Source organism: Nocardioides pini, assembly GCF_026712185.1.
Taxonomy (GTDB): Bacteria; Actinomycetota; Actinomycetes; order Propionibacteriales; family Nocardioidaceae; genus Nocardioides; species Nocardioides pini.
Genome location: NZ_JAPPUX010000004.1, coordinates 1 through 24,311, shown reverse-complemented (window position 1 = coordinate 24,311; position 24,311 = coordinate 1). Strand labels below are relative to the sequence as shown.

Sequence of the window (24,311 nt, the reverse complement as noted above, 5' to 3'; positions counted from 1 at the left end):
TCCTCCGTCGGGGGCTCGACCGTTCCCGCCGAGGGTCGTTGACCCACGTGGCAGGATGCGCCCCATGGCTATGACGGCACAGGTGAAGGCAGAGCTCGCCTCCACCCAGATCACCAAGACCTGCTGCCGCAAGGCCGAGGTCGCCTCGATGCTCCGCTTCGCCGGTGGCCTGCACATCGTGAGCGGCCGCATCGTCGTCGAGGCAGAGCTCGACACCGGCGCCGCGGCCCGCCGCCTCCGCACGGACATCTCGGAGGTCTACGGCCACCCCTCCGACGTGGTGATGGTCCAGGGCAACGGCATCCGCAAGGGCAGCCGCTACATCGTGCGCGTCACCAAGGACGGCGAGGCCCTCGCCCGCCAGACCGGGCTCCTCGACCAGCGTGGCCGGCCCGTGCGCGGCCTGCCGCCCGCGGTGGTCAGTGGCGGCGGGTGCGACGCCGTCGCCGCCTGGCGCGGAGCCTTCCTCGCCCACGGCTCGCTCACCGAGCCCGGTCGGTCCTCCTCCCTCGAGATCACCTGCCCCGGCCCCGAGGCCGCCCTCGCGATCGTCGGTGTCGCCCGTCGCCTCGGCATCTCCGCCAAGGCGCGGGAGGTGCGCGGCGTGGACCGCGTCGTGATCCGCGACGGTGACGCGATCGGCGCCCTGCTCACCCGGCTCGGCGCCCACGAGTCGCTCATGGCCTGGGAGGAGCGCCGGATGCGGCGCGAGGTCCGGGCCACCGCCAACCGCCTCGCCAACTTCGACGACGCCAACCTGCGCCGCTCGGCCCGCGCCGCCGTGGCCGCCGGCGCGCGCGTGGAGCGGGCGCTGGAGATCCTCGGCGAGGAGATCCCCGACCACCTGCGCCAGGCCGGCCACCTGCGCCTGGAGCACAAGCAGGCCTCCCTCGAGGAGCTCGGCCAGCTGCACGAGCCCGTGCTCACCAAGGACGCGATCGCCGGCCGCATCCGGCGTCTCCTGGCGATGGCCGACAAGCGCGCCGAGGAGCTGGGCATCCCCGACACCGAGTCGTCGCTGACGCCGGAGATGCTGGCCGACGAGGGCTGAGACCCGGGGTCCCTCCTGGGCCTACCGGGCCTTCTCCCGCAGCGAGGCGCCGCGGGCGCGGCGCACGGTCGCCCAGGCGCTCAGCAGCGCCACGGTGCCCAGCAGGACGGCCACGACCAGCGCGGTGCCGCTCAGCAGGGCCGGGTCGATCCGCGCGACCACCCGGGGCCACGAGGCCTCCTCGACCTCGCCCAGGGTGATGCGCCCCAGCACGACGAGCTGCGCGGCCGCACCCGCGAGCAGGCCGGCGACGCCCGCGGCGCCGAGCACCACCACCTGCTCGACGGCCACCGACGACAGCACCGACCGGCGCCGGACCCCGACGACGCTGAGCGCGGCGGCGTCCATCCGGCGTCCGGGCAGCTGGATCGCCGTGGTGACGACCAGTCCCGCGACCGCCATCAGCAGCACGAGGACCGATGCGACGAGGTAGAGCCGCAGGGCGAGGGCGTACGCCGTCCCGTCGAGGCGCTCGCGCTCCTGGGTGAAGAGGCGCTCCACCGCCAGCCCCTGTCCCGCCAGCGCCGCCGACACGCGCTCCGGCGTGTCCGCTGCCGCGAGGACCCGGACCTCGAACTCCTCCTCGTAGACCGTGCGGTTGGTCGTCAGGACGGCGTAGTCGATCAGGACGCCCTCGGGACCGAGGAACGGCACGCTCTCCGCGACCAGCACGGCCTCGGACGGCGGGGGTCCTCCGACGGTGGAAGTCGCGGCACCCGCGGCGACACGGCCGAGGCGGTCCACCGCCTCCCGGCCGGCGACGACGGGACGCAGGCCGCCGGCCCCGGACGACAGCGCGGCCTTGCCGGAGCCGTCGGCCGCGACGACGAGGGTGCTGCCGTCCACGCGCACGTCCTGCGCGGCCTGGGTCACGCCCTCGACGACGAGCTGCCAGTCACCGTTGGTGAGCACGTCGGAGGCGTCGGAGCCGTCGGCCTCGAGCGGCCCGACGACGTACTCGCCGGAGAGGTCGGTCGGGAGTCCGGCCGGCCCCGCCAGCGCGAGGCCCTCGACGGTGCAGCCGCGCTCGCACGGGACGGGCTCCGCGGCGGTCGAGGTGCCCGGCGCGAAGGGGCCGACGTAGGCGTTGAAGGTGTCGCCGCCCGCCGTGCGGAGCCGCATCTCGACGGTGACCTCCTCCGCGCCCCGGGGCACGGTCAGCCCCAGGCGGAGGCGTGCGCCCGTCAGCGGGGGCGTGGGGGGCCGGGTGATGAGGGCGGCCACGTCCTCGACGCTGTGCCCGGGAGTCCAGGAGGGGTCCCACAACGACGCGGCGGGCATGCGCGGCACGTCGGCGACGACGTAGACGCCGTCCTGGGCGTTCCAGGTGCCCGTGGCCATGAGCCACCGGCCGTCGGGGTCGAGACGGTGGGTGAGCGCCACGGCCTCGGCCATCGGCAGCTCGCTCGACCAGACCGTGCTGCCCGGGGCCTGGGTGGCGGCCACGCTGGCCCGCCAGGCGCCGGCCGCGTCGAAGGTGCCGGCGCCGAAGGTGACGACGGCGATCGCGATGGTCAGCGGGAGCACGACGAGGGTGCCGACCGAGCGTCGTGCGACGGCCCGGACGGCGAGGAAGCCCGCGACGCCCCGGGCACGTCGGCGGGCGAGCGCCCGGGCGGTGGCGCGGGCGCCGCCGGCGGCGGCCAGGCCCAGCACCGCGGCGATCAGCAGGGGCAGCACGAGGTCGGCCGCGTCGGTGGCGCCGCCGGCCGGCCGGGTGAGTGCGGCGACCACGAGGACGAGGGTGAGCGCCACGAGCGCGAGGGCGCCCAGCACCGCGAGCCGGCCCGCCGGGCGAGGCCGGGACTGGCCGCTCAGCTGGTCGGCGAGGCTGCGAGCGAGGACGGCCCGGGTCGAGACGACGCAGACGGCGACGGCGCACGCGACGACGGCGACGCACGCGAGCACGGCGTACGGCGGCACCGGGACCGGGATGCCGGGGGGAAGCCAGGCGCGCACGAGGGCCCACGTGAGGGCCGCGCCGCCGGCGACACCGGCCGGCACTGCCAGGGCGACGAGGAGCAGCGGCTCGCTCAGCGCCAGCACCCAGGTGCGGCGGCGGTCGGCGCCACGGAGCGAGGCGAGGGCCAGGTCGGGGACCCTCAGGTCGCCCGCGGCGGAGGTCAGCCGGCTCAGCAGCGCGAGGGCGACGAGGACGAGCGAGACCACGGCCGGCGTCACGGCGAGCAGGGCCGAGCGCCGCTCCCGGTCGACGTCGGTGACGATGCCGTCGAGGTCGTTGTTGGAGATCTCGGCTGCGGCGCCGACCGCGAGCTGCTGCGGTGCGGGGTCGGTGGCGGCCCGCCGGGCGAGCGCGGGGAGGTCGGCGGCGTCGAGGTCGCTCGGCACGTCGATGCGGCTGTCGACGCGGACGAGGAGCAGGCGCGGCGGGAGCCCGGCGAGCTGGTCGGGCGCGACGAGGTAGGGCGCCGGCTGCCGGGGGATCTCCGTTCCCTGGGCCACGGTGACCGGTACGGACGCGAGACGGGCGGGCTCGAACCAGTAGTCCTCGAGCGCCTCGCGGCGACCGGCCGGGACGGTCGGACCCGACGGGTAGGCATAGGTGCCGACCAGGGTGAGCGTGCCGAACGGCTCGCCCAGGTCGATCCGGTCGCCGAGCCGGTGGCCGTCCTCCTCCGCGTCCCCGGCCAGCACGGCCACCTCGCCGGGCGCCGCCGGGCAGCGGCCCTCGAGGTCGAGGTGGGCGCAGGCGTCCGGCTTCGCCATCAGCATCACCTCGCCGAGGGCGCCCGGGGCGAGCACGCGGGTGGTCTCCAGCTGGGCCGACGCCGCGTGCTGGTCCTCGGGCAGGACCAGCTGCTCGAGCGTGTCGTCGAGCAGGGCGCCCGGGTCGTCGACGGCTCCGCTCGGGCGGACCTCCCACGTCCGCCCGGTGAGGACGTTGCGCTCCTCCTCGAGGCGGGTGACGGCGTACGCGTTGCCGACCGCGGCGGCGAAGGACGGGCCGAGCACGGCCGAGCCCAGCGCCACCACGAGGAGGAGCAAGGTGCCGAGCGAGAGCAGCGAGCGCGACCGCAGGCCGTCGAGGGCCACCCTGATCACGGCGTCACCTCCTCTCGGAGTCGGGCCGGGAGGCTCGAGCGGTCGGGGACGTGGCCGGTCCACCAGGTGGCGAGTCCCGCGAGAGCGGTCGCGACCGTGCCGGCGAGGAGCAGCGCGAGGACGCGGGGACCGGTGTCGAGGGGCAGCTGTCCCGGGCCGGCGGCCAGCACGGGCAGGGCGTCGGACAGCGTCGTCACGACGAGCAGGGTCGCCCCGACGCTCGCCAGGCCGGCGGCGAGAGCCATCACGAGCACCTGCAGGCGCCCGGCCGCGTGCTGGTCGGATCGGCGTACGCCGACGAGGCGCAGCACCGCACGCTCGTGGGTGCGCTCGCGACGCAACCGCGCGGCCGGCAGGGCGACGGCGAGCAGCCCGAGCAGCGCCCCGCCCGCCGCGAGCAGGGCGAACCGGCCGGCCGCGCCGCCGTCGGCGGCGTCGACGACCGCGCGGGAGAGCTCCGAGCCCTGACGTGGCGTGCCGACCTGCGCCAGCACGTCCTCCGGGGTGTCGGCGCGGGCGAGGACCAGCGGCTCGGCGCGCGCGACGGCGCCGGTGCCGGGGACGACGGAGGTGGGCAGGTCGAGCACCGTGCCGGCGGCGCCGACGACCGGGAGGGCGGCGGCGGTCGCGAGGACGCGGGCCGGCCGTGCCATTCCGCCGGTCGTCGGGGCCTCCGGGGCGTCGGGCCACTCCACGCTCTCGGTGGCCAGGACGGGCGTGGCCCACGGCGACCTGTCCGTGGTGAGGTAGCTGGTGCCGGCGCTGCTCGGCCGGACCCGGAGGCGTGCGGGTGCTCCGACGACCTCGCCCGGGGGCCGGTCGTCCGGCTCGTCCAGCACCCACGGGCGGGCGAGCAGGTCCAGCCCGCCGAGGTCGAGGTCGGTGACCGTGAGCGTCGGACGCTGGCACCGCGGCTGCGCCCACGTGTCGGCGCCGCACGGGACCCCGATCGCGACCTCGAGGCCGGTCACCCGGCAGCCGGTCTCGCACCGCGTCAGGTCGACCGACACCTCCGTCGGCGTCCCCGGCGTCGGCCGGGCGAAGACGGTCTGGCGACCCGCACCGGACGGGCTCACGGTGAGCACGTCGAGACGGAGCGGGCGCGGCCGGGGACCGTCGAGGGCGAGGCGGGCGGTCAGGCGGCGTCCGGACGTGACGGGCTCCGGGTCCGTGGCGGCAGCGGCGTCGCCGAGGTCGGCCACCCTGGCGGAGCCGTCGGACGCGGCGGTCCCGTCAAGCCGGTCGCCGACGACCCGCTCGTAGCGGCTCGTGTCGAGGTAGACGCGGCGCGAGATCGGTCGGTCGTCCTCGAGGACCCGGATGGCGGCCATCAGCCACCGCCCGTCCGGGTCGGCCTCGCGGGTCGCGTCGAGCAGCTGGTCGGCGGGCCCGTCGTAGGGGACCACCACGGGCGTCGCGGACGTCACGAGCGAGGTGTCGCGGGCCCAGTCGTGGACGGCCATCGCCGTGTTCGCGGCGCACCCGAGGAGGACGGCCGAGCCCACCAGCACGGGAAGACCGGTGGTGGCCCGCGGCAGGGCGAGCCGGTGGCCGGCGAGCGACGCCCCGAGGTCGGGACGCCGCGCGAGCCGGCCCGCGACCAGCCGTACGAGGGCCGCGGCCAGCAGCCCGGCGGCGAGGCCGACGACCACGGGGGCGGTGAAGGCCCACGCGTCGGGCGCGGACGACGAGCGGCGGAGCAGCCCTACGACCGCACCCACCGCGACGACCACGGGCACGAGGGCGGCGAGGGCGCTCGTCCGGCGCGCCCGTTCGGCACCCGCGGGGCGGAGCAGGTCGGTGAGTGGTCCGCGCAGCGCCACCACCATGGCGGTGACGACGGCGGTGGTGGCGACGAGCCAGACCGCGGCGACCAGCGCGGTGGAGGCGGCAGCGGCGCCGAGGACCAGCGGCACCGCGACGCCGACCGCGCCGCCGAGGACCGCGGTCAGCAACGGCTCGGCGACGAGCGCGGACACCCAGCGCGCGCCCCGCCGCCCGTGCAGCCGCAGCAGCGCTGCCTCCTGTCGGCGCGCGTTGCCGAGGGCGAGACCCGCGCCGGGGAGGACGCCGGCGGCCAGCACCACCAGCGGCACGAGGAGGGCAGGTCGCCCGCCCCCGTCGGCGAGCACGGTCGCCGCGGTGACCACGGCGATGGCCGCGGCGACGGGCAGGTGGGTCCCGCGCCGGGCCCACCACCCGGCCACCAGGCGCAGGGTCATGCGATCCGGCCCTCGTCGATCGCGACGTGGTGGTCGGCGAGCTCGACGATGGCGGGGTCGTGCGTGGCGATGACGACGACGCATCCGCGTTCGGCCTCGGCGCGCAGCGCGTCCAGGACGACCGAGACGTTGCCCTGGTCGAGCTCGCTGGTCGGCTCGTCGGCGAGCAGCACCGGGGCGCCCACGACGAGGCCGCGGGCACACGCGACGCGCTGCAGCTGCCCGCCCGAGAGCTCCTCGACCTGCCGGTCGCCGAGGTCGGCGATGTCGAAGCGGGCCAGCGCTGCCTCGGCACGGTCGGAGGCGTCGGTCCAGGGGATCCCGCGGGCGCGGAGTGCGATGGCGACGTTCTCGCGCGCGGACAGGATGGGGACCAGGCCGTAGACCTGGAGCACGAAGGCGATCTCGGGAGGCGGGTCGCCGTCGCCCTGCCACGTCGCGCTGCCGGCGTACGTCGCCGTGCCCGTGCTGGGGGCGATGAGGCCACCGGCGATCGAGAGCAGCGTCGTCTTGCCCGACCCGCTCGGCCCGGACAGCGCCGTCACCCGGCCGGCCTCGAAGGTCACGGAGACGTCGTCGAGCAGCAGCGGCCCGGGCTGGTAGCTGACGTGGTCGAGGACCAGGTCGCCGGCGCCGTCCGTCACGGTGCTCATCGCAGACCGTCCCGCGGGATGCCGGTCTCGTCGGCCGGGTGGCTGATGACGATCCGGCGCGGCTCGGCCTCGACGCGGACGAGCGTGCCGGCGGGCCACTGCGTGGTCAGGTGCGTGGGCAGGTGCAGGACGCCCTCGTTGCCGATCACGGCGTACTCGGCGCCGTGGTGCCCCTCGGACCCGACCCGGCCGCCCTTCATCGTCACGGTGCGCGGGAACGTCGCTGCGACCTCCGGCTGGTGCGTGACCACCACGACGGTGGTGCCGAAGTCGCGGTTGAGGTCGTGGAGCAGCCCGACCACCGCGTCGCGGTCGACGTGGGAGAGCTGGCTGGTCGGCTCGTCGGCGAGGAGCAGGCCCGGCGTCGTGGACACGGCGCACGCGAGGGCAAGGCGCTGGCGCTGGCCGCCCGACATGGTGCTGACCACCTGGTCGGCCTGGTCGGACAGGCCCACCCGGTCGAGCAGGTCGGTCACGCTCGGCGCCCGGTCGGCCTCCTCGGCCGTCATGCCGATGCGGGCGAACTCGATGTTGCGTCGCGCCGTCGTGTAGGGGAGGAGGTTGCGGGTCGACCCCTGGAGCATGGTCGCCACGCGGCGGGCCCGCAGCCGGGACAGGTGCCGCTCGCTCATCCGTGAGATGTCGTCGTCGCCGAGCAGGATGCGCCCGGCGCTGGGTCGCTGGATGCCGCCGAGCAGCGCGAGCAGGGTGGACTTGCCGGACCCGCTCGGACCCAGGAAGGCCACCCGTTCCCCCGGCGCGATCTCGAGGTCGACGCCCTGCAGCGCCACCACGTCGTGGCCCTCGAAGGTGCGGTAGAGGTGCACCACGCCCGCGCACCGGACGCCGATGCCGCCCCCGTCCTGCACCTGTCGTCCTCCTGGACCCGTGTCGCCTCTCGTCACCCGGCCTCCCCGGAGTGCGGGGACATCATGCACCTGCATCCTCGGACGAGGGGGCGACGACCCGGTTTGATCGATCCAAAGTTACTGGTCCGTACCGCGGGAGACCGCACGTCGCAGCGGACCGGGGGACCGCTAGGGTCGGAGGTGGTCACCAAAGGCCGCAGTTGTCGACGGGGTCACCGAAGGCCCCACCAAGGAGGCATGGATCATGACTGTCCGCGTAGGTATCAACGGCTTCGGTCGCATCGGCCGCAACTTCTTCCGCGCTGTTCGGGCCTCCGGCGCCGACATCGAGATCGTCGGCGTCAACGACCTGACCGACAACGCCTCGCTGGCGAACCTGCTGAAGTTCGACTCGATCCTGGGCCGGCTCGACGCCGACGTCTCCAGCGACGACACGTCGATCAAGGTCGGCGACCAGACCATCGCCGCGTTCGCGGAGCGCGACCCGTCGGCCCTCAAGTGGGGCGACATCGGTGCCGACGTCGTCGTCGAGTCCACCGGCTTCTTCACCGACGCGACCAAGGCGAAGGCCCACGTCGACGCCGGCGCCAAGAAGGTCATCATCTCCGCGCCCGCCTCCAACGAGGACATCACCATCGTGATGGGCGTCAACCACGAGCTCTACGACCCCTCGGCCCACACCGTCATCTCCAACGCGTCGTGCACCACCAACTGCCTCGCGCCGATGGCCAAGGCGCTGCACGACGGCCTCGGCATCACCAAGGGCCTGATGACGACCATCCACGCCTACACCGCCGACCAGAACCTCCAGGACAACATCCACAAGGACCCGCGCCGCGCCCGCGCCGCCGCGCTCAACATGGTGCCCACCTCGACCGGTGCGGCGAAGGCCATCGGCCTCGTCCTGCCCGAGCTCAAGGGCAAGCTCGACGGCTACGCCATGCGCGTCCCGGTCCCGACCGGCTCCGCCACCGACCTGACCTTCGAGGCCAGCCGCGAGACGTCGGTCGACGAGGTCAACGAGATCGTCAAGGCCGCCGCCGACGGTCGCTACCTCAAGTACTCCACCGACCCGCTGGTCTCCACCGACATCGTCACCGACCCGGCGTCCTGCATCTTCGACGCGCCGCTCACCAAGGTGATCGGCAACCAGGTCAAGGTGCTGGGCTGGTACGACAACGAGTGGGGCTACTCCAACCGCCTCGCGGACCTGATCACCCACGTCGGCACGTCGCTCTGATTCGATGGCCGAGTCCACCGCTGGCATCGATTCCCTCGGTGACCTGAGAGGCAAGCGCGTCCTGGTCCGCTCGGACCTCAACGTGCCCCTCGACGGCACCACCATCACCGACGACGGCCGGATCCGCGCGAGCGTCCCGACCATCAGGCAGCTCTCCGACGCGGGTGCCCGGGTGGTCGTGACCGCCCACCTGGGCCGCCCCAAGGGCGCTCCGGACCCGGCGTACTCGCTGGAGCCGGTCGCCGGCCGCCTGTCCGAGCTGCTCGGGCGCCCGGTGGCGTTCGCGACCGACACCGTCGGCGCGAGCGCGTCGGAGACCGTCACCGGCCTGGAGGACGGCGACGTCGCCCTGCTGGAGAACGTCCGCTTCAACGACGGCGAGACCAGCAAGGACGACGACGTGCGCGGCGCGTTCGCCGACCAGCTCGCGCAGCTGGCCGACGCCTTCGTCTCCGACGGGTTCGGCGTCGTCCACCGCAAGCAGGCGAGCGTGTACGACGTCGCGCTGCGGCTGCCGTCCGCGATGGGCGGCCTGGTCGCCGCCGAGGTCGACGTGCTGCGGCGCCTCACCGAGGAGCCCGAGCGGCCCTACGTGGTCGTCCTGGGCGGGTCGAAGGTCTCCGACAAGCTCGGGGTCATCGACAACCTCATCGACAAGGCCGACAAGCTGCTCATCGGCGGCGGCATGGTCTTCACCTTCCTCAAGGCCCAGGGCCACGAGGTCGGCAAGAGCCTCCTGGAGGCCGACCAGCTCGACACCTGCACCCGCTACCTCGAGGAGGCGGCGGACCGGGGCGTCGAGATCCTGCTCCCGACCGACGTCGTGGTCGACACGGCGTTCCCGTCGGGCGACCGCGAGCCGCAGCCCACCGTCGTACCCGCCTCGGAGATCCCGGCGGACGCCCTCGGCCTCGACATCGGGCCCGAGTCGGCCGCTGCCTTCGCGGCCGCGCTGGCGGACGCGAGGACCGTCTTCTGGAACGGCCCGATGGGCGTGTTCGAGACCGACGCCTTCGCCAGCGGCACCCGTGCCGTCGCGCAGGCGCTCACCGAGGTCACCACGTCGGGCGGCCTGTCGGTCGTCGGCGGCGGCGACTCCGCCGCGGCCGTGCGCCAGCTCGGCTTCGACGAGGCCGCGTTCGGCCACATCTCCACCGGCGGTGGCGCGTCGCTGGAGTTCCTGGAGGGCAAGGAGCTCCCGGGCATCGCCGTACTCGAGAGGGGCTGACCGTGGCCGCGTCCAAGACCGACCGCACGCCGCTGATGGCGGGCAACTGGAAGATGAACCTCAACCACCAGGAAGCGGTGGTGCTGGTCCAGAAGCTCGCCTGGACGTTGTCGGACAAGCGCCACGACTTCGGCAAGGTCGAGGTGGTCGTGGTGCCGCCGTTCACCGACCTGCGCTCGGTGCAGACGCTCGTCGACGGCGACCGCCTGTCGATCCGCTACGGCGCCCAGGACGTCTCCGTCCACGACAACGGCGCCTACACCGGTGAGATCTCCGCGGCCATGCTGTCGAAGCTGGGCTGCTCCTACGTCGTGGTCGGGCACAGCGAGCGTCGGATGTACCACAACGAGTCCGACGAGCTGGTCAACGCCAAGGCCCACAAGGCGCTCCACGCCGGCATGACGCCGATCGTGTGCGTCGGGGAGGGCCTCGACGTGCGCCAGGCGGGCGAGCACGTCCCCTTCACGCTCACCCAGCTCGACGGCTCGCTCGACGGGTTCACCGCCGAGCAGCTGGCCGGCCTCGTGGTCGCCTACGAGCCGGTCTGGGCCATCGGGACGGGCGAGGTGGCGACCCCGGACGACGCGCAGGAGGTCTGCGCGGCGATCCGCGCGCGCGTCCGCGAGGTGCACGGCGACGGCGCGGCCGACGGGCTGCGGATCCTCTACGGCGGGTCGGTCAAGGCCGCCAACGTGGGCGGGATCATGGAGAAGGCCGACGTCGACGGGTGCCTCGTCGGGGGTGCCAGCCTGCAGGTCGACGAGTTCGGCGGCATCTGCCGTTTCTACGACATGCCGGTGCTGTGAGGGCGCTCACCGGTTCGACGTGGTCGTGACGTAGGCTTCCGATCGTGATTCTTGCTTTCACCATCCTGCTCGTCCTCACGAGCGCGATCATGATCCTGCTGGTGCTCCTCCACAAGGGCCGTGGGGGCGGCCTCTCCGACATGTTCGGCGGTGGCGTGACCAGCAGTCTGGGGGGATCGTCGGTGGCGGAGCGCAACCTCGACCGGTTCACGATCGGGGTCGGCGTCATCTGGTTTGCGTGTGTCATCGCCCTGGGCCTGCTGATGGCCTACCAGGGCAGCTGAGTCCCCCGAGCGTTTGCTGAGAAGGAGTCGTCATGGCTGGTGCTGGGAACGCGATCCGCGGTAGTCGAGTCGGGGCCGGCCCGATGGGCGAGGCCGAGCGAGGAGAGGCCGCGCCGCGGCAGGCGGTCACGTACTTCTGCAGCCACGACCACCGGTCCGTGGTGACCTTCGCGATCGAGGCCGCGGTCCCCGAGTCGTGGGACTGCCCCAAGTGCGGCCTGCCCGCCAGCCTCGACTCCGAGAACCCGCCCCCGGCGCCGAAGATCGAGCCCTACAAGACGCACCTCGCCTACGTGAAGGAGCGTCGCAGCGAGACCGAGGCGGCCGACATCCTCGACGAGGCCGTCGCGCTCCTCCGCAGCCGCCGCAAGGCCGGCGAGATCATCTTCTGACCGGGCACTTCCTCGCGCTGGAACCCGCCGACCGGGCACTTCCTCGCGCTGAAACCCGCCGACCGGGCACTTCCTCGCGCTGAAAGCGGCCGACCGGGCACTTCCTCGCGCTGAAACCCGCCGACCGGGCACTTCCTCGCGCTGAAAGCGGCCGACCGGGCACTTCCTCGCGCTGTGCCCGTCTGCCTGTGGATGACCTACGACGGCAAGCGGGCTGTTCGGGCATCGTCCGAGCATGCCTCGACTGCCGACGTGGTGCCGTGACGCCATCCTGCTCGACGTGTCCGCGCCCTTGCCCGTGGACCGACCGTTCACCGCGCAGGAGGCCGACGCGGCCGGCGTGCCGGCGAGCCTGCGCCGCAAGCTGGTCGCGCTCGGCCTGCTGAGGCCGGTGGTGCGCGGGGTCTTCGTGGCGTCCCAGGTGCCCGACTCGTTGCGCCTCCGCGTCGCTGCGGTCGCGTTGGTGGCGCCGCCGCACGTGGTGGTCGTCGACAGGACCGCCGCGTGGATCCGCGGGGTCGATGCCCTCCCGCGCAGCGCCATCCACGAGATGCCCGCGCTCGACCTCTACAGCAGCAGCGCCAGCAGGATGCGCCGCACTGGCGTGAGCAGCGGCATCCGTCACCTGAGCGCCACGGACGTCGAGGACATCGACGGCCTCGCCGTCACGACCGCGCTCCGCACGGCCTGCGACCTCGGCCGGCTGCTCTGGCGGTACGACGCGCTCGCGGCCATCGACGGCTTCCTCCGCCTCGGCGTCAGCCAGGACCAGCTCGTCCACGAGATCGAGAGGTTCAGGGGCCACCGCGGAGTGGTCCAGCTCCGCCGCCTGGCCGCGCTCGGGGACCCCGGAGCGGAGTCACCGCCCGAGAGCGCGCTGCGGCTGCACTGGTACGAGGCGGACATCCCTGCGCGTCCGATGACCCAGATCTGGGTGCACGCGGATGACGGCACGCCGCGGTTCCGGATCGACGTCGGCGACCCGGAGGTGCGGTTCGGCGCCGAGTACTTCGGCGAGGAGTTCCACGGCGAGGACGACGAGGCGCCGGACGAGGACCGTCTGCAGTGGCTCCGTGACCGCCGTGCGTGGGCCATGGAGGTGTTCACCAAGACGGACGTCTATGGATCCGACCTCGCGGCGGGCGACCGTCTCTGCCGGGGCTACCTCACGGCACGGGCGACCATGGGCCTACGCGGTCGGACGTACGTCGACCTCGGCAGGCCGTAGCGCGAGGAAGTGCCCGGTCGGCGCCTTTCAGCGCGAGGAAGTGCCCGGTCGGCGGGTTCCAGCGCGAGGAAGTGCCCGGTCGGCGGGTTCCAGCGCGAGGAAGTGCCCGGTCGGCGCCTTTCAGCGCGAGGAAGTGCCCGGTCAGAGGGCGGAGGCGGCGGCCTCGTCGAGCCACCAGACGGTCTCCTCGCCCCGGGCGCCGCGGGCGGGGGTCTCGGTGACGGAGCCGTCGTCGGCCAGGGCGCGGGCGACGGCCTCGGCCTTGCCCTCGCCGCTGGCGATGAACCACACCGCGCGGCAGCGCTCCATCGCCTCGAAGGTGAGCGTGACCCGGTCGGGCGGCGGCTTGGGGGAGTCGTGCACGGCGACCGCGATCGCGTCGCGGGCCTCCAGGGCCGCGTGGCCGGGGAAGAGCGACGCGCAGTGGCCGTCGGGCCCGATGCCGAGCATCAGCACCTCGAAGAACCCGGCGCCGTGCTCGCGCATCGCCTCGCCGTACGCCGCGGCCGCGTCCTCCGCGGTCGCCACCTGGTCGCTGGCCGGCACCTCGTGGACGTTGGCGGGGTCGACGGGCACGTGGCCGAGGAACGACTCGCGGGCCTGCCGGGCGTTGCGGTCGGGGGAGTCGGCGGGGACGAAGCGCTCGTCGCCCCACCAGAACACGACGCGGGACCAGTCGACCGCGGAGTCGACGGCCCGGCGGGCGAGCTCGCGGTGGAGCTCCTCGGCGATGGTGCCGCCCGTGAGCCCGACCTGCGGGACCTCGCCGCGCGCCTGCGCGGCCTCGAGCCGGTCGAGCAGGGCGGACGCGACGTCGCCGACGAGGACGTCGGCGTCGTCGTGGCGGCGGACCTCGGGGTCGTTCACTTCGTGCTCCTCAGCTTGACCAGGCGGGCGGCGACCTCGGCGTAGACGTCGTCCTCGTCGAGGCGGCGCAGCTCCTCCGCGAGCAGGGCGGGCACCTCGCGGCGCTTCAGCGCGACCGGCCGGTCGGGCCGGTGGGGGGAGGAGAACGTCGCCAGGCGGCCGTCGGCGCGCGAGATGCGGATCGGCCCCTCCTTGGTCTCCATGCTCACCTCGGTGATGCCGGGTCCGTCGGAGTTGCCGCGGGCGACCTCGACCTTGAGGCGGTCACTGAGCCAGGCCACCAGCAGGTCGGCGCTGGGGCTGATCCGCTCGGCCGTGACCTTGGCCCGCGTCACCTTGAGCGGGTGCTGGTCGAGGGCGGCGGCGAGCAGCGCGCGCCACGGCGTCAGCCGCGTCCAGCTCAGGTCGGTGTTGCCGGGGGCGTACGTGCGGCACTGGTTCAGCATCGCCGTCGACTTCCCGCGCGGGACCGCCGCGGAGTCGGTGATGCGCCGCTGGGCCAGGGCTCCGAGCGGGTCGGCCGCCGGGTCGGCGGGCGCGGACGTCGGCCACCAGATCGCGACGGGGGAGTCCGGCAGGAGGAGGGGCAGCACGACCGACTCGGCGTGCTTGACCACCTCGCCCTTGAGCCGGATCACGGCGATCTCGCCGCCCCAGCCGTCGCCGCTGCCGACCTGGGCGTGGACCTGGGCGGCGCCGCGGGCGTCACCGAGGATCACGCCCAGCACCCGCGAGGGGTGCTCGCGCGAGGCACGCTTGGCGGCCGCCATCGCCTCGGGCGCGTCCTCCTCGGGCGCGACGATGACCAGGGTCATCACCATGCCCATGGCGGGGCTTCCTGCCCGGGTGCGGGATCGGATGAACTCCGCGGCGATCTTGGACGAGTTGGTGTCGGTGAGCTCGATCATCTACGGCCTCCTCCAGGTGCGCCCGTCGCGCGCGAGCATCTTGTCGGCGGACTCCGGACCCCAGGTGCCCGAGTCGTACGGCTCCGGCTTGCCCTTCTTCGCCCAGAACTCGATCACGGGGTCCAGGATCTGCCACGAGAGCTCGACCTCCTCGTGACGCGGGAACAGCGGCGGGTCGCCGAGCAGGACGTCGAGGATGAGCCGTTCGTACGCCTCGGCGCTGGCCTCGGTGAACGAACCGCCGTAGGCGAAGTCCATGTTGACGTCGCGGATCTCCATCGCGGTGCCGGGCACCTTGGCCCCGAAGCGCATCGTCATGCCCTCGTCGGGCTGCACGCGGATGACGAGCGCGTTCTGGTTCAGGTCCTCCGTCGCGGTCTCGGCGAACGGCAGGTGCGGTGCCCGCTTGAAGACGATGGCGACCTCGGTGACGCGCCGGCCGAGCCGCTTGCCCGTGCGGAGGTAGAACGGCACCCCGGCCCAGCGCCGGGTCTCGACGTTGACGGTGATCGCCGCGAAGGTCTCGGTGGTGGAGGTCTTCTTGATGCCCTCCTCGTCCAGGAAGCCCTGGACCTTCTCACCGCCGGCCCACCCGGCGGTGTACTGGCCGCGCGCCGTGGTGAGGTCGAGGCGTGCCGGGAGGGTCGCCGACTTGAGCACCTTCTGCTTCTCGATGCGCAGGCTCCTGGCGTCGAAGGCGATGGGCTCCTCCATCGCGACGAGCGCCATCAGCTGGAGGAGGTGGTTCTGGATGACGTCGCGCGCGGCGCCGATGCCGTCGTAGTAGCCGGCGCGGCCGCCGATGCCGATGTCCTCGGCCATCGTGATCTGCACGTGGTCGACGTAGTTGGCGTTCCAGATCGGCTCGAACATGTTGTTGGCGAACCGCATCGCCAGGATGTTCTGGACCGTCTCCTTGCCGAGGTAGTGGTCGATCCGGAAGACCGACCCGGACGGGAAGACGCCGTCGAGGATGCGGTTGAGCTCGCGCGCCGACTCAAGGTCGTGCCCGAACGGCTTCTCCACGACCACGCGTCGCCACTGGTCGGGCCCGGGGTGGGCGAGCCCGTGCTCCTCGAGCTGGCCCACGACGGTGCCGAAGAACGCCGGCGGGATCGCGAGGTAGAACGCCATGTTGCCGCCGGTGCCGCGCAGCTCGTCGAGCTCCTCGACGGTGCGGCGCAGGTGGTCGAAGGCCGCGTCGTCGTCGAAGTCGCCGGAGACGAAGCGGAAGCCCTCGGACAGCTGGTTCCACACCTCCTCGCGGAACGGCGTGCGGGCGTGCTCCTTGACCGCGTCGTGGACGATCTGCGCGAAGTCCTGGTCGGCCCAGTCGCGCCGCGCGAACCCGACGAGGCTGAAGCCCGGCGGCAGCAGGCCGCGGTTCGCGAGGTCGTAGATCGCGGGCATGATCTTCTTGCGCGAGAGGTCGCCCGTCACGCCGAAGAGCACCATGCCGCACGGGCCGGCGATCCGGGGGAGCCGGCGGTCCTGCGGGTCGCGCAGTGGGTTGACGTGGGTCATGCCGGGTCCCCGAGTCGTCGTTCGGAGGAGCAGCGCGGGGGAGAGGGACGTCGTGGGGTGCTCATCGGCCTCGATTCTCCTGGTAGTAGCGGATCAGCGACTGCGTGGAGGGGTCCTGCTCGGCGGCCACCGACGCGTCACCCGAGATCGCCGGTCGCAGCTCCTGCGCGAGCTGCTTGCCGAGCTCGACGCCCCACTGGTCGAAGCTGTCGATGCCCCACACGGCGCCCTGGACGAACGTGATGTGCTCGTAGAGGGCGACCAGCTGGCCGAGCACCGACGGCGTGAGCGCCGGCGCCATGATCGACGTCGTCGGCCGGTTGCCCGGGAAGGTCCGCGCCGGCACCAGCTCCTCGGCGACGCCCTCCTCGCGCACTTCGTCGGCGGTCCTGCCGAGGGCGAGGGCCTTGGTCTGGGCGAGGAAGTTGGCGAGCAGCAGCTCGTGGACGTCGGTCTCGCCGTCGTCGGTGCGGTCGACGAGGTCGTACGCCGGTCGCGCGAAGGCGATGAAGTCCGCCGGCACCAACCGGGTGCCCTGGTGGATGAGCTGGTAGAAGGCGTGCTGGCCGTTGGTGCCGGGCTCCCCCCAGAACACCTCGCCGGTGTCGTAGCCCACGGCCGTGCCGTCCCACCGCACGCTCTTGCCGTTGGACTCCATCGTCAGCTGCTGGAGGTAGGCGGGGAAGCGGTGGAGCAGCTGCGCGTACGGGAGCACGGCGTGGGTGTGGGCACCGAGGAAGTTGGTGTACCAGACGTTGAGCAGCCCCATCCGCAGCGGGACGTTGGAGTCCGGCGGCGCGGTGCGGAAGTGCTCGTCCATCGCGTGGAAGCCGGCGAGCAGCTCGGCGAAGCGCTCCGGGCCGACGGCGACGACGAGCGACAGCCCGATCGCGGAGTCCATCGAGTAGCGCCCTCCGACCCAGTCCCAGAAGCCGAAGGCGTTGTCGGTGTCGATCCCGAAGTCGGCGACCTTGCCGAGCGCCGTGGACACCGCGACGAAGTGCCGGGCGACCGCCCCGGCGTCGTCGGTGCCCGCCGGCAGCCGCTCGAGGAGCCAGGCCCGGCAGAGGCGGGCGTTGGTGAGGGTCTCGAGGGTGCCGAAGGTCTTGCTGGAGACGATGAACAGCGTCGTCTCCGGGTCGAGGTCCGAGAGTGCCTGGCCGGCGTCGGTCGGGTCGATGTTGCTGATGAACCGGCAGGTCAGCCCGTCCTGGCGGTAGGGCTCGAGCGCCTCGTAGGCCATCACGGGACCGAGGTCGGACCCGCCGATGCCGATGTTGACGACCGTCGCGATCCGCTTGCCCGTGACGCCGGTCCACTCGCCCGACCGCACGCGCTCCGCGAAGGCGTACACCCGGTCGAGGACCTCGTGCACGTCGGCCACGACGTCCTGGCCGTCGACGCGCAGCGACGCATCGGCCGGCAGCCGCAGCGCGGTGTGGAGCACCGCGCGGTCCTCGGTGACGTTGATGTGCTCGCCCGCCAGCATGGCGTCGCGCCGCCCGGCCACGTCGACCTCGTCGGCGAGCGAGAGCAGCGCCGCCTCCACGTCGGCGTCGAGGAGGTTCTTCGACAGGTCGACGTGGAGGTCGGCCGCGACCAGTGTCTGGCGGTCGACCCACTCGGGGGTGAGCGCGGAGCGGAGGTCGGGCTCGTACGACGCCGCGAGCTCCGTGAGCCGCGCCCACGCCTTCGTCGTGGTGGGGTCGACACCCATCAGCGAGCGGCCTCGAGGGACGTGGCGAGCGTCGCCTGCAGCTCGTCCCAGGCGACGACGAACTTGTCGACGCCCTCCTTGATGAGCACCTCGATCACGTCGTCGTAGTCGATGCCGGCGGCCGCGAGGGCCTTCATGTGCGCGGCGGCGTCGTCGTAGAACGGACGGACGCGGTCGCCGCGGACCTCGCCGTGGTCGGCGACGGCCTCGAGGGTCTTCTCGGGCATCGTGTTGACGGTGTCCTCCACGACGAGGTCGACGACGTACATCGTGTCGTCGTAGTCGGGGTTCTTGACGCCGGTCGAGGCCCACAGCGGGCGCTGCTTGCGCGCGCCCTTGGCCTCGAGCGCCGCCCAGCGCTCGCCGCTGAAGAAGTCCTCGTACATCTGGAAGGCGAGCCGTGCGTTGGCGACGCCGGCCTTGCCGCGCAGGCCGGGGTCGGTGCCGGGCCCGTCGGTCATGGCCTCCAGCCGCTTGTCGATCTCGGTGTCGACGCGCGAGACGAAGAAGGACGCCACCGAGTGGATGTCGGCGAGGTCGTGGCCGTTGCCGGCGGCCTGCTCGAGACCGGAGACGTAGGCCTCCATGACGTTGCGGTACTGCTCGAGGCCGAAGATCAGCGTCACGTTGACGGAGATGCCCGCGGCGATCGTCTCGGTGATGGCCGGCCAGCCCTCCTCCGTGCCGGGGATCTTGATGAGGAGGTTCGGCCGGTCGACGATCCGCCAGAGCTCGGCGGCCTCCGCCACCGTCTGCTCGGTGTCGTGGGCGAAGCCGGGGGAGACCTCGATCGACACGCGGCCGTCGACCCCGTCGGTCGCGTCGAAGGCCGGGCGCATCACGTCGCACGCGTCACGGACGTCGTCGGTGGTGATGACCTGGGTCGCCTTGTCGACGTCGGCACCCGCGGCCGCGAGCTCGCGCACCTGCGGGTCGTAGCGCTCGCCGTCGGCGAGGGCGGTCTGGAAGATGGCGGGGTTCGACGTGACGCCCACGACGTGGCTGTTCTTGACCAGGTCGGCGAGGTTGCCGGTCTCCAGCCGCTCGCGGGAGAGGTCGTCGAGCCAGATGGACACCCCGGCGTCGGCCAGGGCCTTGAGACGGTCGTTCATGTGGTGCCTCCTGATGTGCGGTGGGAAGTCAGTCGGAGAGGGTGCGCAGGCTGTCGCGGGCGGCGTTGGCCACCGCGGTGCCGGTGATGTCGAACTCCTCGTAGATGCGCGCGAAGTCCGCCGAGGCGCCGTAGTGGTCGATCGAGACGATGCGGCCGTGGTCGCCGACGTAGTCCCGCCACCCCTGCTTCACGCCGGCCTCGACCGAGACGCGTGCCTTGACGGTGGGCGGCAGGACGGTCTCGCGGTAGGCCTCCTCCTGCTCGTCGAACCACTCGAGGCAGGGGAGCGACACCACGCGGGCGCGGATACCGTCGGCGGCGAGGAGCTCACGGGCGGCGACCGCCACCTGCACCTCGGAGCCGGTGCCCATGAGGATCACGTCGGGGTCGCCGCCACGGTCGTCGATCGTCGGCGCGTCGATGAGGACGTAGCCGCCGCGGTGCACGTTGGACGTGTCGCTCCAGTGCTCACCCGTCTCGGCGTCCACGCCGCGGGGGAAGACGGGGACGTTCTGGCGGGTCAGCGCGATCCCTGCCGGGTGGTCGGTGCGCTGGAGCACGGCGTGCCACGCGGCAGCGGTCTCGTTGGCGTCCGCGGGGCGTACGACGTCGAGGCCGGGGATGGCGCGCAGGGCGGCGAGGTGCTCGATCGGCTGGTGCGTCGGGCCGTCCTCGCCCAGGCCGATCGAGTCGTGGGTCCAGACGTAGGTGACGGGCAGGCCCATCAGCGCCGCCAGCCGGACCGAGCCGCGCATGTAGTCGCTGAAGGTCAGGAAGGTGCCGCCGAAGACCCGCGTGCCGCCGTGGAGCGCGATGCCGTTGAGGATGCCGCCCATGCCGTGCTCGCGGATGCCGAAGTGCAGCACGCGACCCGCGAGCGGGTCACCGGTCCACTGGTCGGTCGAGCGGCTCTCGGGGATGAAGGACGACGCGTCCTCGATGGTCGTGTTGTTGGACTCGGCGAGGTCGGCCGAGCCGCCCCACAGCTCGGGCATCACGCCGGCCACCGCGTTGATCACCGCGCCGGACGCCTTGCGGGTCGCGACGCCCTTGGGGTCGGCGTCGAAGGTCGGGAGCACGTCCGCGAGCCCGACGGGGAGCGCGCGGGTCTGCATGCGCTCGAAGGTCTGGACGGTGGCCTCGGACGCGGCGCTCCGCCACGCCTCGAAGCGCTCCTGCCACGCCGCCTGCTGCTCCTTGCCGCGGGCGACGAGGGAGCGGGTGCGCTCGATCACGTCGGTCGGCACCTCGAAGTGCTGCTCGGGGTCGAAGCCGAGGACCTCCTTGGTGGCGGCCACCTCCTCCTCGCCGAGGGCCGAGCCGTGCGACTTGCCGGTGCCCTGCGCGTTGGGCGCCGGCCAGGCGATGACCGTGTGCAGGACGATGAGGCTGGGGCGGTCCTTGACCTCGTCGGCGGCGCGGACGGCGGCGTAGAGCTCGGGCACGTCCTCGACGTAGTCCGTGCCGTCGTTGGTCCAGTCGACGTGCTGGACGTGCCAGCCGTAGGCCTCGTAGCGCGCGCCGACGTCCTCGGTGAACGCGACGTCGGTGTCGCCCTCGATCGAGATCTGGTTGGCGTCGTAGATCAGGGTGAGGTTGCCGAGCTGCTGCGTGCCCGCGATGGACGAGGCCTCGGCGCTGACGCCCTCCTGCAGGTCGCCGTCGGAGCAGAGCGCGTAGACGTGGTGGGTGAACGGCGAGTCGTCCTCGGCGGTGTCGGGGTCGAGCAACCCGCGCTCACGGCGGGCCGCCATCGCCATGCCCACGGCGTTGGCGACGCCCTGGCCGAGCGGGCCGGTGGTCGTCTCGACGCCCGCGGTGTGCCCGTACTCGGGGTGGCCCGGCGTCTTGCTGCCCCAGGTGCGCAGGGACCGCAGGTCCTCGATCTCGAGGCCCCACCCGCCGAGGAACAGCTGGGTGTAGAGGGTGATCGAGCTGTGGCCGCACGACAGCACGAACCGGTCGCGGCCGGTCCAGTGCGGGTCGGCGGGGTTGTGCCGCATGACCTTCTGGAACAGCAGGTACGCCGCCGGCGCGAGGCTCATGGCCGTGCCGGGGTGGCCGTTGCCGACCTTCTGGACCGCGTCCATCGCCAGGACCCGGGCGGTGTCGACGGCCCGGCGGTCGATGTCGTCCCACTCGAGGGTGGCGGGCAGGGCGGACTTCTTGGTCAACGCAGTTCCTCTCGGTGGAGTGCAACCGGGTGCAGTCAGGATCACAGCCCAGCAGGGGTGGCCTCGACTGCGACCCTATCGTCGTGGCCGAGTAGACTCGACCGTGCCCGAGGGTCGTCCCGGACGCCGGAACAGCTGGCCGTTCATCCTTCGGTTCCCCGCTGTCCGCGTCCCATCCGCCCACGTCCTCCCGAGGTTCTCCACCGTGTCCCACGTCGGCCCGAACGCTGCCGCGTCCGCCCGGCCGTCGACCGGTGACCCGGGTGCCGCGGCGGAGGCCGCGAAGACGTGGCGCGACGTGGTCGCCGCCTACGTCGGGCTGACCAAGCCGCGCGTGATCGAGCTGCTCCTGCTGACGACCGTCCCGGTGATGTTCTACGCCGCCCGCGGCGTGCCCGACCTCGACCTGGTCGTGTGGACCGTCCTCGGCGGCACGTTCTCGGCCGGCTCGGCGTCGGTCTTCAACTGCGTCTACGACCGCGACATCGACGAGCAGATGCGACGGACCCGCCGGCGGGCGCTGCCGCGCCACATCGTGTCGCCCCGCGCAGCGCTGGTCTTCGGGTTCGTGCTCGGCATCTTGTCGACGGTCGTGCTCTACCTCGGCGTGAACGCCCTGTCCGCGCTCCTGTCGGTGACCGCGATCGCCTTCTACGTCTTCGTCTACACGATGCTGCTCAAACGTCGGACCACGCAGAACATCGTGTGGGGCGGGATCGCGGGCTGCTTCCCGGCGCTGATCGGCTGGACGGCCGTGACCGGCTCGCTGGCCTGGACGCCGGTGGTGCTCTTCCTCGTGGTCTTCTTCTGGACGCCCCCGCACACGTGGGCGCTCGCGCTGCGCTACCGCGAGGACTACGCGAACGTCGACGTGCCGATGCTGCCGGTCGTCAAGCCCGCCCGTGAGGTGGGACGCCAGGTCGTCGTCTACAGCTGGGTGATGGTCGCGACCTCGCTCCTGCTGTGGCCGGTCGCCCGGACGAGCCTGGTCTACCCGGTCGCGGCCGCGGTCCTGGGCGCGGTCTTCCTGGTCGAGGCCCACCGGATGTGGCAGCGCGCCAAGGCCTCCGAGGCCCTGTCCGACATCAACCCGATGCGGCTCTTCCACGCCTCCAACCTCTACCTCTCGCTGCTCTTCGTCGCGGTAGCACTCGATCCCCTCCTGGGTCGGTAGCGCATCCTTCAGGTCTTGTCAGGGGAATCCGACAAGTCTGGAGACCATCTTGAGACAACGTGCCGCGTCCGTGCACGCGATCCCACGTTGAATGCTCCGCAGGGGGAGGCATCGGGTCACCCCCGCGGGAGCAGGGGGTAGTTCTGCATGTCTTCAACACGTGAGCGACGGCACCGGACCGCTGGGGGAGCGGCCGGACAGGGGGTTCGTCGCCTACCGGTCAACCGTGGGATCTCGAGGGTCGTCACCCTCGTGCTGGCCGTGGGCTTCGCCGTCGTCGGCGTCGCCGGGGCGGCCAGCGCCCACCACAACACGATCAACGCCAGCGTCGTCTGCAAGACGGGCGGGGGCTGGTCGGTCACCTGGCGGGTCGAGAACAGCGAGACCGTTTCCGAGACGATCAGGGCGTCCAACCGCGCCGCCGTCCCCGTGGGCTCCAGGCTCACGTCGCGACAGGTCCGGACGTTCGGGGAGACGATCACCACCAAGCCGACGGCGGACGTCACCCTGAGGCTCGACGCGAGGTGGGACAACGGCAACACCAACACCAGCTACGGCACCATTGCGAAGGCGTCGTTCACCGACGACTGCGTCGTGAAGACCGTGCAGCCGCCGACGATCCCGGTCGTCGACGACTGCGGTCCGGGCAACGCCCACTACGGCCAGGTCCCGTCGGGCCCCTGGACGTCGACCACCAACGCTGACGGGAGCGTCACCGTCACGACCACGTCGGGCACCCAGTTCCCGAACGGCGCGACGAGCACGACCTACCCGGCGCCCACCGACAGCAACGAGCCGTGCCCGACCCCGCCGGTCGTCCCGCCGGCGCCTCCGGTCCCGCCGGTCCCGCCGGTCGAGCCGCCGGTGGCCACCCCGCCCGTCCTCGCCCCGCCCGAGGTGCTGCCCGCCGAGGCGCGCGTGGTGTCGGCCCGTGCCCGCAAGATCGACAAGTGCGGCACCCGCGGCGACGTCTACAAGGTCGTCAAGCGCTCGGGAGTCGTCTACACGTCGAAGGGCAAGGTCCTGCGCCAGGGGGTGTGGCTCAAGGCGGGCGCCGCGCGCATCACCGTGCGGGCCCATGCCACGGACGCCTCCTACCGGCTCGAGGGCAAGCGGCAGTGGCGGATGACGTTCCGCACCCGCCCGTGCGCCCAGGCTCCGGAGGTCGCTCCCAGCACCGGGCAGCGATGAGCCGCTCCCGGGCCGCCGGGATCGTCGCCACGCTGGTGCTCGGCGTGACCGTGGTGGCCGGTCAGGGTGCGGCGCACGCCGCCCCTGACCGGCTCACGATCGCCCGCACGGGCACCGACGCGGCGATCATCGAGGTGCCCGCCCGCAACGACACGCTGGCCGTGGGCAACCGGCTCCGCGGCGCCGTCTACACGTGGTCGAAGGGCGACCCGCCGTGCGACCCCACGGGCAGCACCGTCTACGCCGGTCACGCCTGGCGCGCCGGCAACGGCGTGGCCGACCGGTGGGGGTCGCTGCGTCGCGGCGACGTCGTCGAGGTGGCGGGCTGCCGGTTCGAGGTCACCCGTCGGGAGTACTGGCCGGCCTCGCGGCGCATGGGGTCGCTCTACTCCGTCGCCGGACCCGCCCGGATCGTGCTCGTCGGCTGCAAGGCCGACGACTACTCCCGGCGCACCGTGGTCTTCGCCCGCAAGCTCGGGCGGTCCTAGGTGTACCCAGCCACCACGTTGGTCACAGACGGCTGACTGGAGCTTTGCCTCCGAGTGAGCTGTGGCGTCGGCAAGTGTTGTAGTGCTCGATCCATGGAGCAAGCGCGGCGGCGCGGTC

21 protein-coding genes are annotated in these 24,311 nt (G+C 73.0%); 10 read left to right on the top strand and 11 right to left on the bottom strand.

Annotation, left to right across the window (positions count from 1 at the left end):
* Positions 1-64 precede the first annotated feature (64 nt).
* The gene (gene whiA / locus NYO98_RS13405) at positions 65-1,051 is read left to right on the top strand and encodes a DNA-binding protein WhiA (protein ID WP_268112242.1); all 987 of its coding nucleotides are present in this window, start codon (positions 65-67) and stop codon (positions 1,049-1,051) included.
* A gap of 21 nt (positions 1,052-1,072) precedes the next feature.
* Here the strand turns inward: whiA and NYO98_RS13400 are convergent, their stop codons facing one another.
* Genes NYO98_RS13400 through NYO98_RS13385 form a run of 4 tightly spaced genes read right to left on the bottom strand, consistent with a single transcriptional unit; the run spans position 1,073 to position 7,858 of the window.
* Positions 1,073-4,114 (bottom strand): FtsX-like permease family protein, encoded by a 3,042-nt coding sequence (locus NYO98_RS13400; RefSeq protein ID WP_268112241.1) that lies wholly within the window; start codon positions 4,112-4,114, stop codon positions 1,073-1,075.
* Positions 4,111-6,336: a hypothetical protein gene (locus NYO98_RS13395; protein ID WP_268112240.1), complete on the bottom strand. Its 2,226-nt coding sequence runs from the start codon at positions 6,334-6,336 to the stop codon at positions 4,111-4,113. Before NYO98_RS13395 ends, NYO98_RS13400 begins: the two co-directional genes overlap by 4 nt.
* Positions 6,333-6,989, bottom strand: coding sequence for an ABC transporter ATP-binding protein (locus NYO98_RS13390; RefSeq protein ID WP_268112239.1), 657 nt, complete (start codon positions 6,987-6,989; stop codon positions 6,333-6,335). The genes NYO98_RS13395 and NYO98_RS13390 overlap by 4 nt, the downstream gene beginning before the upstream one ends.
* On the bottom strand, positions 6,986-7,858 hold the full coding sequence (locus tag NYO98_RS13385; RefSeq protein WP_268112238.1) for an ABC transporter ATP-binding protein: 873 nt from the start codon (positions 7,856-7,858) through the stop codon (positions 6,986-6,988). The genes NYO98_RS13390 and NYO98_RS13385 overlap by 4 nt, the downstream gene beginning before the upstream one ends.
* Positions 7,859-8,102: 244 nt before the next feature.
* Between NYO98_RS13385 and gap the strand changes: the two genes are divergently transcribed.
* The 6 genes from gap to NYO98_RS13355 all read left to right on the top strand — a co-directional run bounded on the left by gap (position 8,103) and on the right by NYO98_RS13355 (position 13,036).
* Positions 8,103-9,098, top strand: coding sequence for a type I glyceraldehyde-3-phosphate dehydrogenase (gene gap, locus NYO98_RS13380; RefSeq protein WP_268112237.1), 996 nt, complete (start codon positions 8,103-8,105; stop codon positions 9,096-9,098).
* A gap of 4 nt (positions 9,099-9,102) precedes the next feature.
* Entirely contained in the window at positions 9,103-10,326 is a 1,224-nt protein-coding gene (locus tag NYO98_RS13375; protein ID WP_268112236.1) for a phosphoglycerate kinase, read from the top strand.
* A gap of 35 nt (positions 10,327-10,361) precedes the next feature.
* A complete protein-coding gene (gene tpiA / locus NYO98_RS13370) occupies positions 10,362-11,132 on the top strand; it encodes a triose-phosphate isomerase (protein ID WP_268112886.1) in 771 nt (256 codons plus the stop codon).
* Positions 11,133-11,176: 44 nt separating this feature from the next.
* A complete protein-coding gene (gene secG / locus NYO98_RS13365; protein ID WP_268112235.1) occupies positions 11,177-11,416 on the top strand; it encodes a preprotein translocase subunit SecG in 240 nt (79 codons plus the stop codon).
* Positions 11,417-11,448: 32 nt separating this feature from the next.
* Positions 11,449-11,808 (top strand): RNA polymerase-binding protein RbpA, encoded by a 360-nt coding sequence (locus tag NYO98_RS13360; RefSeq protein WP_172259783.1) that lies wholly within the window; start codon positions 11,449-11,451, stop codon positions 11,806-11,808.
* A 235-nt stretch (positions 11,809-12,043) separates the two neighbouring features.
* On the top strand, positions 12,044-13,036 hold the full coding sequence (locus tag NYO98_RS13355) for a hypothetical protein (RefSeq protein WP_268112234.1): 993 nt from the start codon (positions 12,044-12,046) through the stop codon (positions 13,034-13,036).
* 141 nt (positions 13,037-13,177) lie between these two features.
* On the opposite strand, the gene pgl is transcribed toward NYO98_RS13355, so the two are convergent.
* The 6 genes from pgl to tkt form a co-directional block, all read right to left on the bottom strand.
* Positions 13,178-13,903 carry a 6-phosphogluconolactonase gene (gene pgl, locus NYO98_RS13350; protein WP_268112233.1) on the bottom strand — a complete coding sequence of 242 codons (726 nt, stop codon included), beginning with the start codon at positions 13,901-13,903 and terminating at the stop codon, positions 13,178-13,180.
* On the bottom strand, positions 13,900-14,811 hold the full coding sequence (locus NYO98_RS13345; protein ID WP_268112232.1) for a glucose-6-phosphate dehydrogenase assembly protein OpcA: 912 nt from the start codon (positions 14,809-14,811) through the stop codon (positions 13,900-13,902). The genes pgl and NYO98_RS13345 overlap by 4 nt, the downstream gene beginning before the upstream one ends.
* The gene (zwf, locus tag NYO98_RS13340; RefSeq protein WP_268112231.1) at positions 14,812-16,335 is read right to left on the bottom strand and encodes a glucose-6-phosphate dehydrogenase; all 1,524 of its coding nucleotides are present in this window, start codon (positions 16,333-16,335) and stop codon (positions 14,812-14,814) included.
* 61 nt (positions 16,336-16,396) lie between these two features.
* Positions 16,397-18,052: a glucose-6-phosphate isomerase gene (gene pgi / locus NYO98_RS13335; protein ID WP_268112230.1), complete on the bottom strand. Its 1,656-nt coding sequence runs from the start codon at positions 18,050-18,052 to the stop codon at positions 16,397-16,399.
* Positions 18,052-19,164, bottom strand: coding sequence for a transaldolase (tal, locus tag NYO98_RS13330; protein ID WP_268112229.1), 1,113 nt, complete (start codon positions 19,162-19,164; stop codon positions 18,052-18,054). The genes pgi and tal overlap by 1 nt, the downstream gene beginning before the upstream one ends.
* Before the next feature lie 28 nt (positions 19,165-19,192).
* Positions 19,193-21,322: a transketolase gene (gene tkt, locus NYO98_RS13325; RefSeq protein WP_268112885.1), complete on the bottom strand. Its 2,130-nt coding sequence runs from the start codon at positions 21,320-21,322 to the stop codon at positions 19,193-19,195.
* 223 nt (positions 21,323-21,545) lie between these two features.
* On the opposite strand from tkt, the gene NYO98_RS13320 reads away from it, so the two are divergent.
* From NYO98_RS13320 to NYO98_RS13310, 3 genes are all read left to right on the top strand, one after another.
* Positions 21,546-22,514, top strand: a complete 969-nt coding sequence (locus tag NYO98_RS13320) for a heme o synthase (RefSeq protein ID WP_268112228.1) — start codon at positions 21,546-21,548, stop codon at positions 22,512-22,514.
* Positions 22,515-22,766: 252 nt separating this feature from the next.
* On the top strand, positions 22,767-23,705 hold the full coding sequence (locus NYO98_RS13315) for a hypothetical protein (RefSeq protein ID WP_268112227.1): 939 nt from the start codon (positions 22,767-22,769) through the stop codon (positions 23,703-23,705).
* Positions 23,702-24,193: a class F sortase gene (locus NYO98_RS13310; RefSeq protein WP_268112226.1), complete on the top strand. Its 492-nt coding sequence runs from the start codon at positions 23,702-23,704 to the stop codon at positions 24,191-24,193. Before NYO98_RS13315 ends, NYO98_RS13310 begins: the two co-directional genes overlap by 4 nt.
* 22 nt (positions 24,194-24,215) lie before the next feature.
* Here NYO98_RS13310 and NYO98_RS13305 read toward each other — a convergent pair.
* A partial coding sequence (locus tag NYO98_RS13305; RefSeq protein WP_268112884.1) for an integrase core domain-containing protein occupies positions 24,216-24,311 on the bottom strand: 96 nt, incomplete at its 5' end.

Coding starts and splice junctions, on each gene's coding strand:
- NYO98_RS13355 (WP_268112234.1), top strand. CDS start 12,044: ATGCCTCGACTGCCGACGTGGTGCCGTGACGCCATCCTGCTCGACGTG.
- NYO98_RS13310 (WP_268112226.1), top strand. CDS start 23,702: ATGAGCCGCTCCCGGGCCGCCGGGATCGTCGCCACGCTGGTGCTCGGC.
- zwf (WP_268112231.1), bottom strand. CDS start 16,335: ATGACCCACGTCAACCCACTGCGCGACCCGCAGGACCGCCGGCTCCCC.
- NYO98_RS13345 (WP_268112232.1), bottom strand. CDS start 14,811: ATGATCGAGCTCACCGACACCAACTCGTCCAAGATCGCCGCGGAGTTC.
- NYO98_RS13375 (WP_268112236.1), top strand. CDS start 9,103: ATGGCCGAGTCCACCGCTGGCATCGATTCCCTCGGTGACCTGAGAGGC.
- gap (WP_268112237.1), top strand. CDS start 8,103: ATGACTGTCCGCGTAGGTATCAACGGCTTCGGTCGCATCGGCCGCAAC.
- whiA (WP_268112242.1), top strand. CDS start 65: ATGGCTATGACGGCACAGGTGAAGGCAGAGCTCGCCTCCACCCAGATC.
- NYO98_RS13395 (WP_268112240.1), bottom strand. CDS start 6,336: ATGACCCTGCGCCTGGTGGCCGGGTGGTGGGCCCGGCGCGGGACCCAC.
- NYO98_RS13360 (WP_172259783.1), top strand. CDS start 11,449: ATGGCTGGTGCTGGGAACGCGATCCGCGGTAGTCGAGTCGGGGCCGGC.
- NYO98_RS13390 (WP_268112239.1), bottom strand. CDS start 6,989: ATGAGCACCGTGACGGACGGCGCCGGCGACCTGGTCCTCGACCACGTC.
- tpiA (WP_268112886.1), top strand. CDS start 10,362: ATGGCGGGCAACTGGAAGATGAACCTCAACCACCAGGAAGCGGTGGTG.
- tal (WP_268112229.1), bottom strand. CDS start 19,164: ATGAACGACCGTCTCAAGGCCCTGGCCGACGCCGGGGTGTCCATCTGG.
- pgi (WP_268112230.1), bottom strand. CDS start 18,052: ATGGGTGTCGACCCCACCACGACGAAGGCGTGGGCGCGGCTCACGGAG.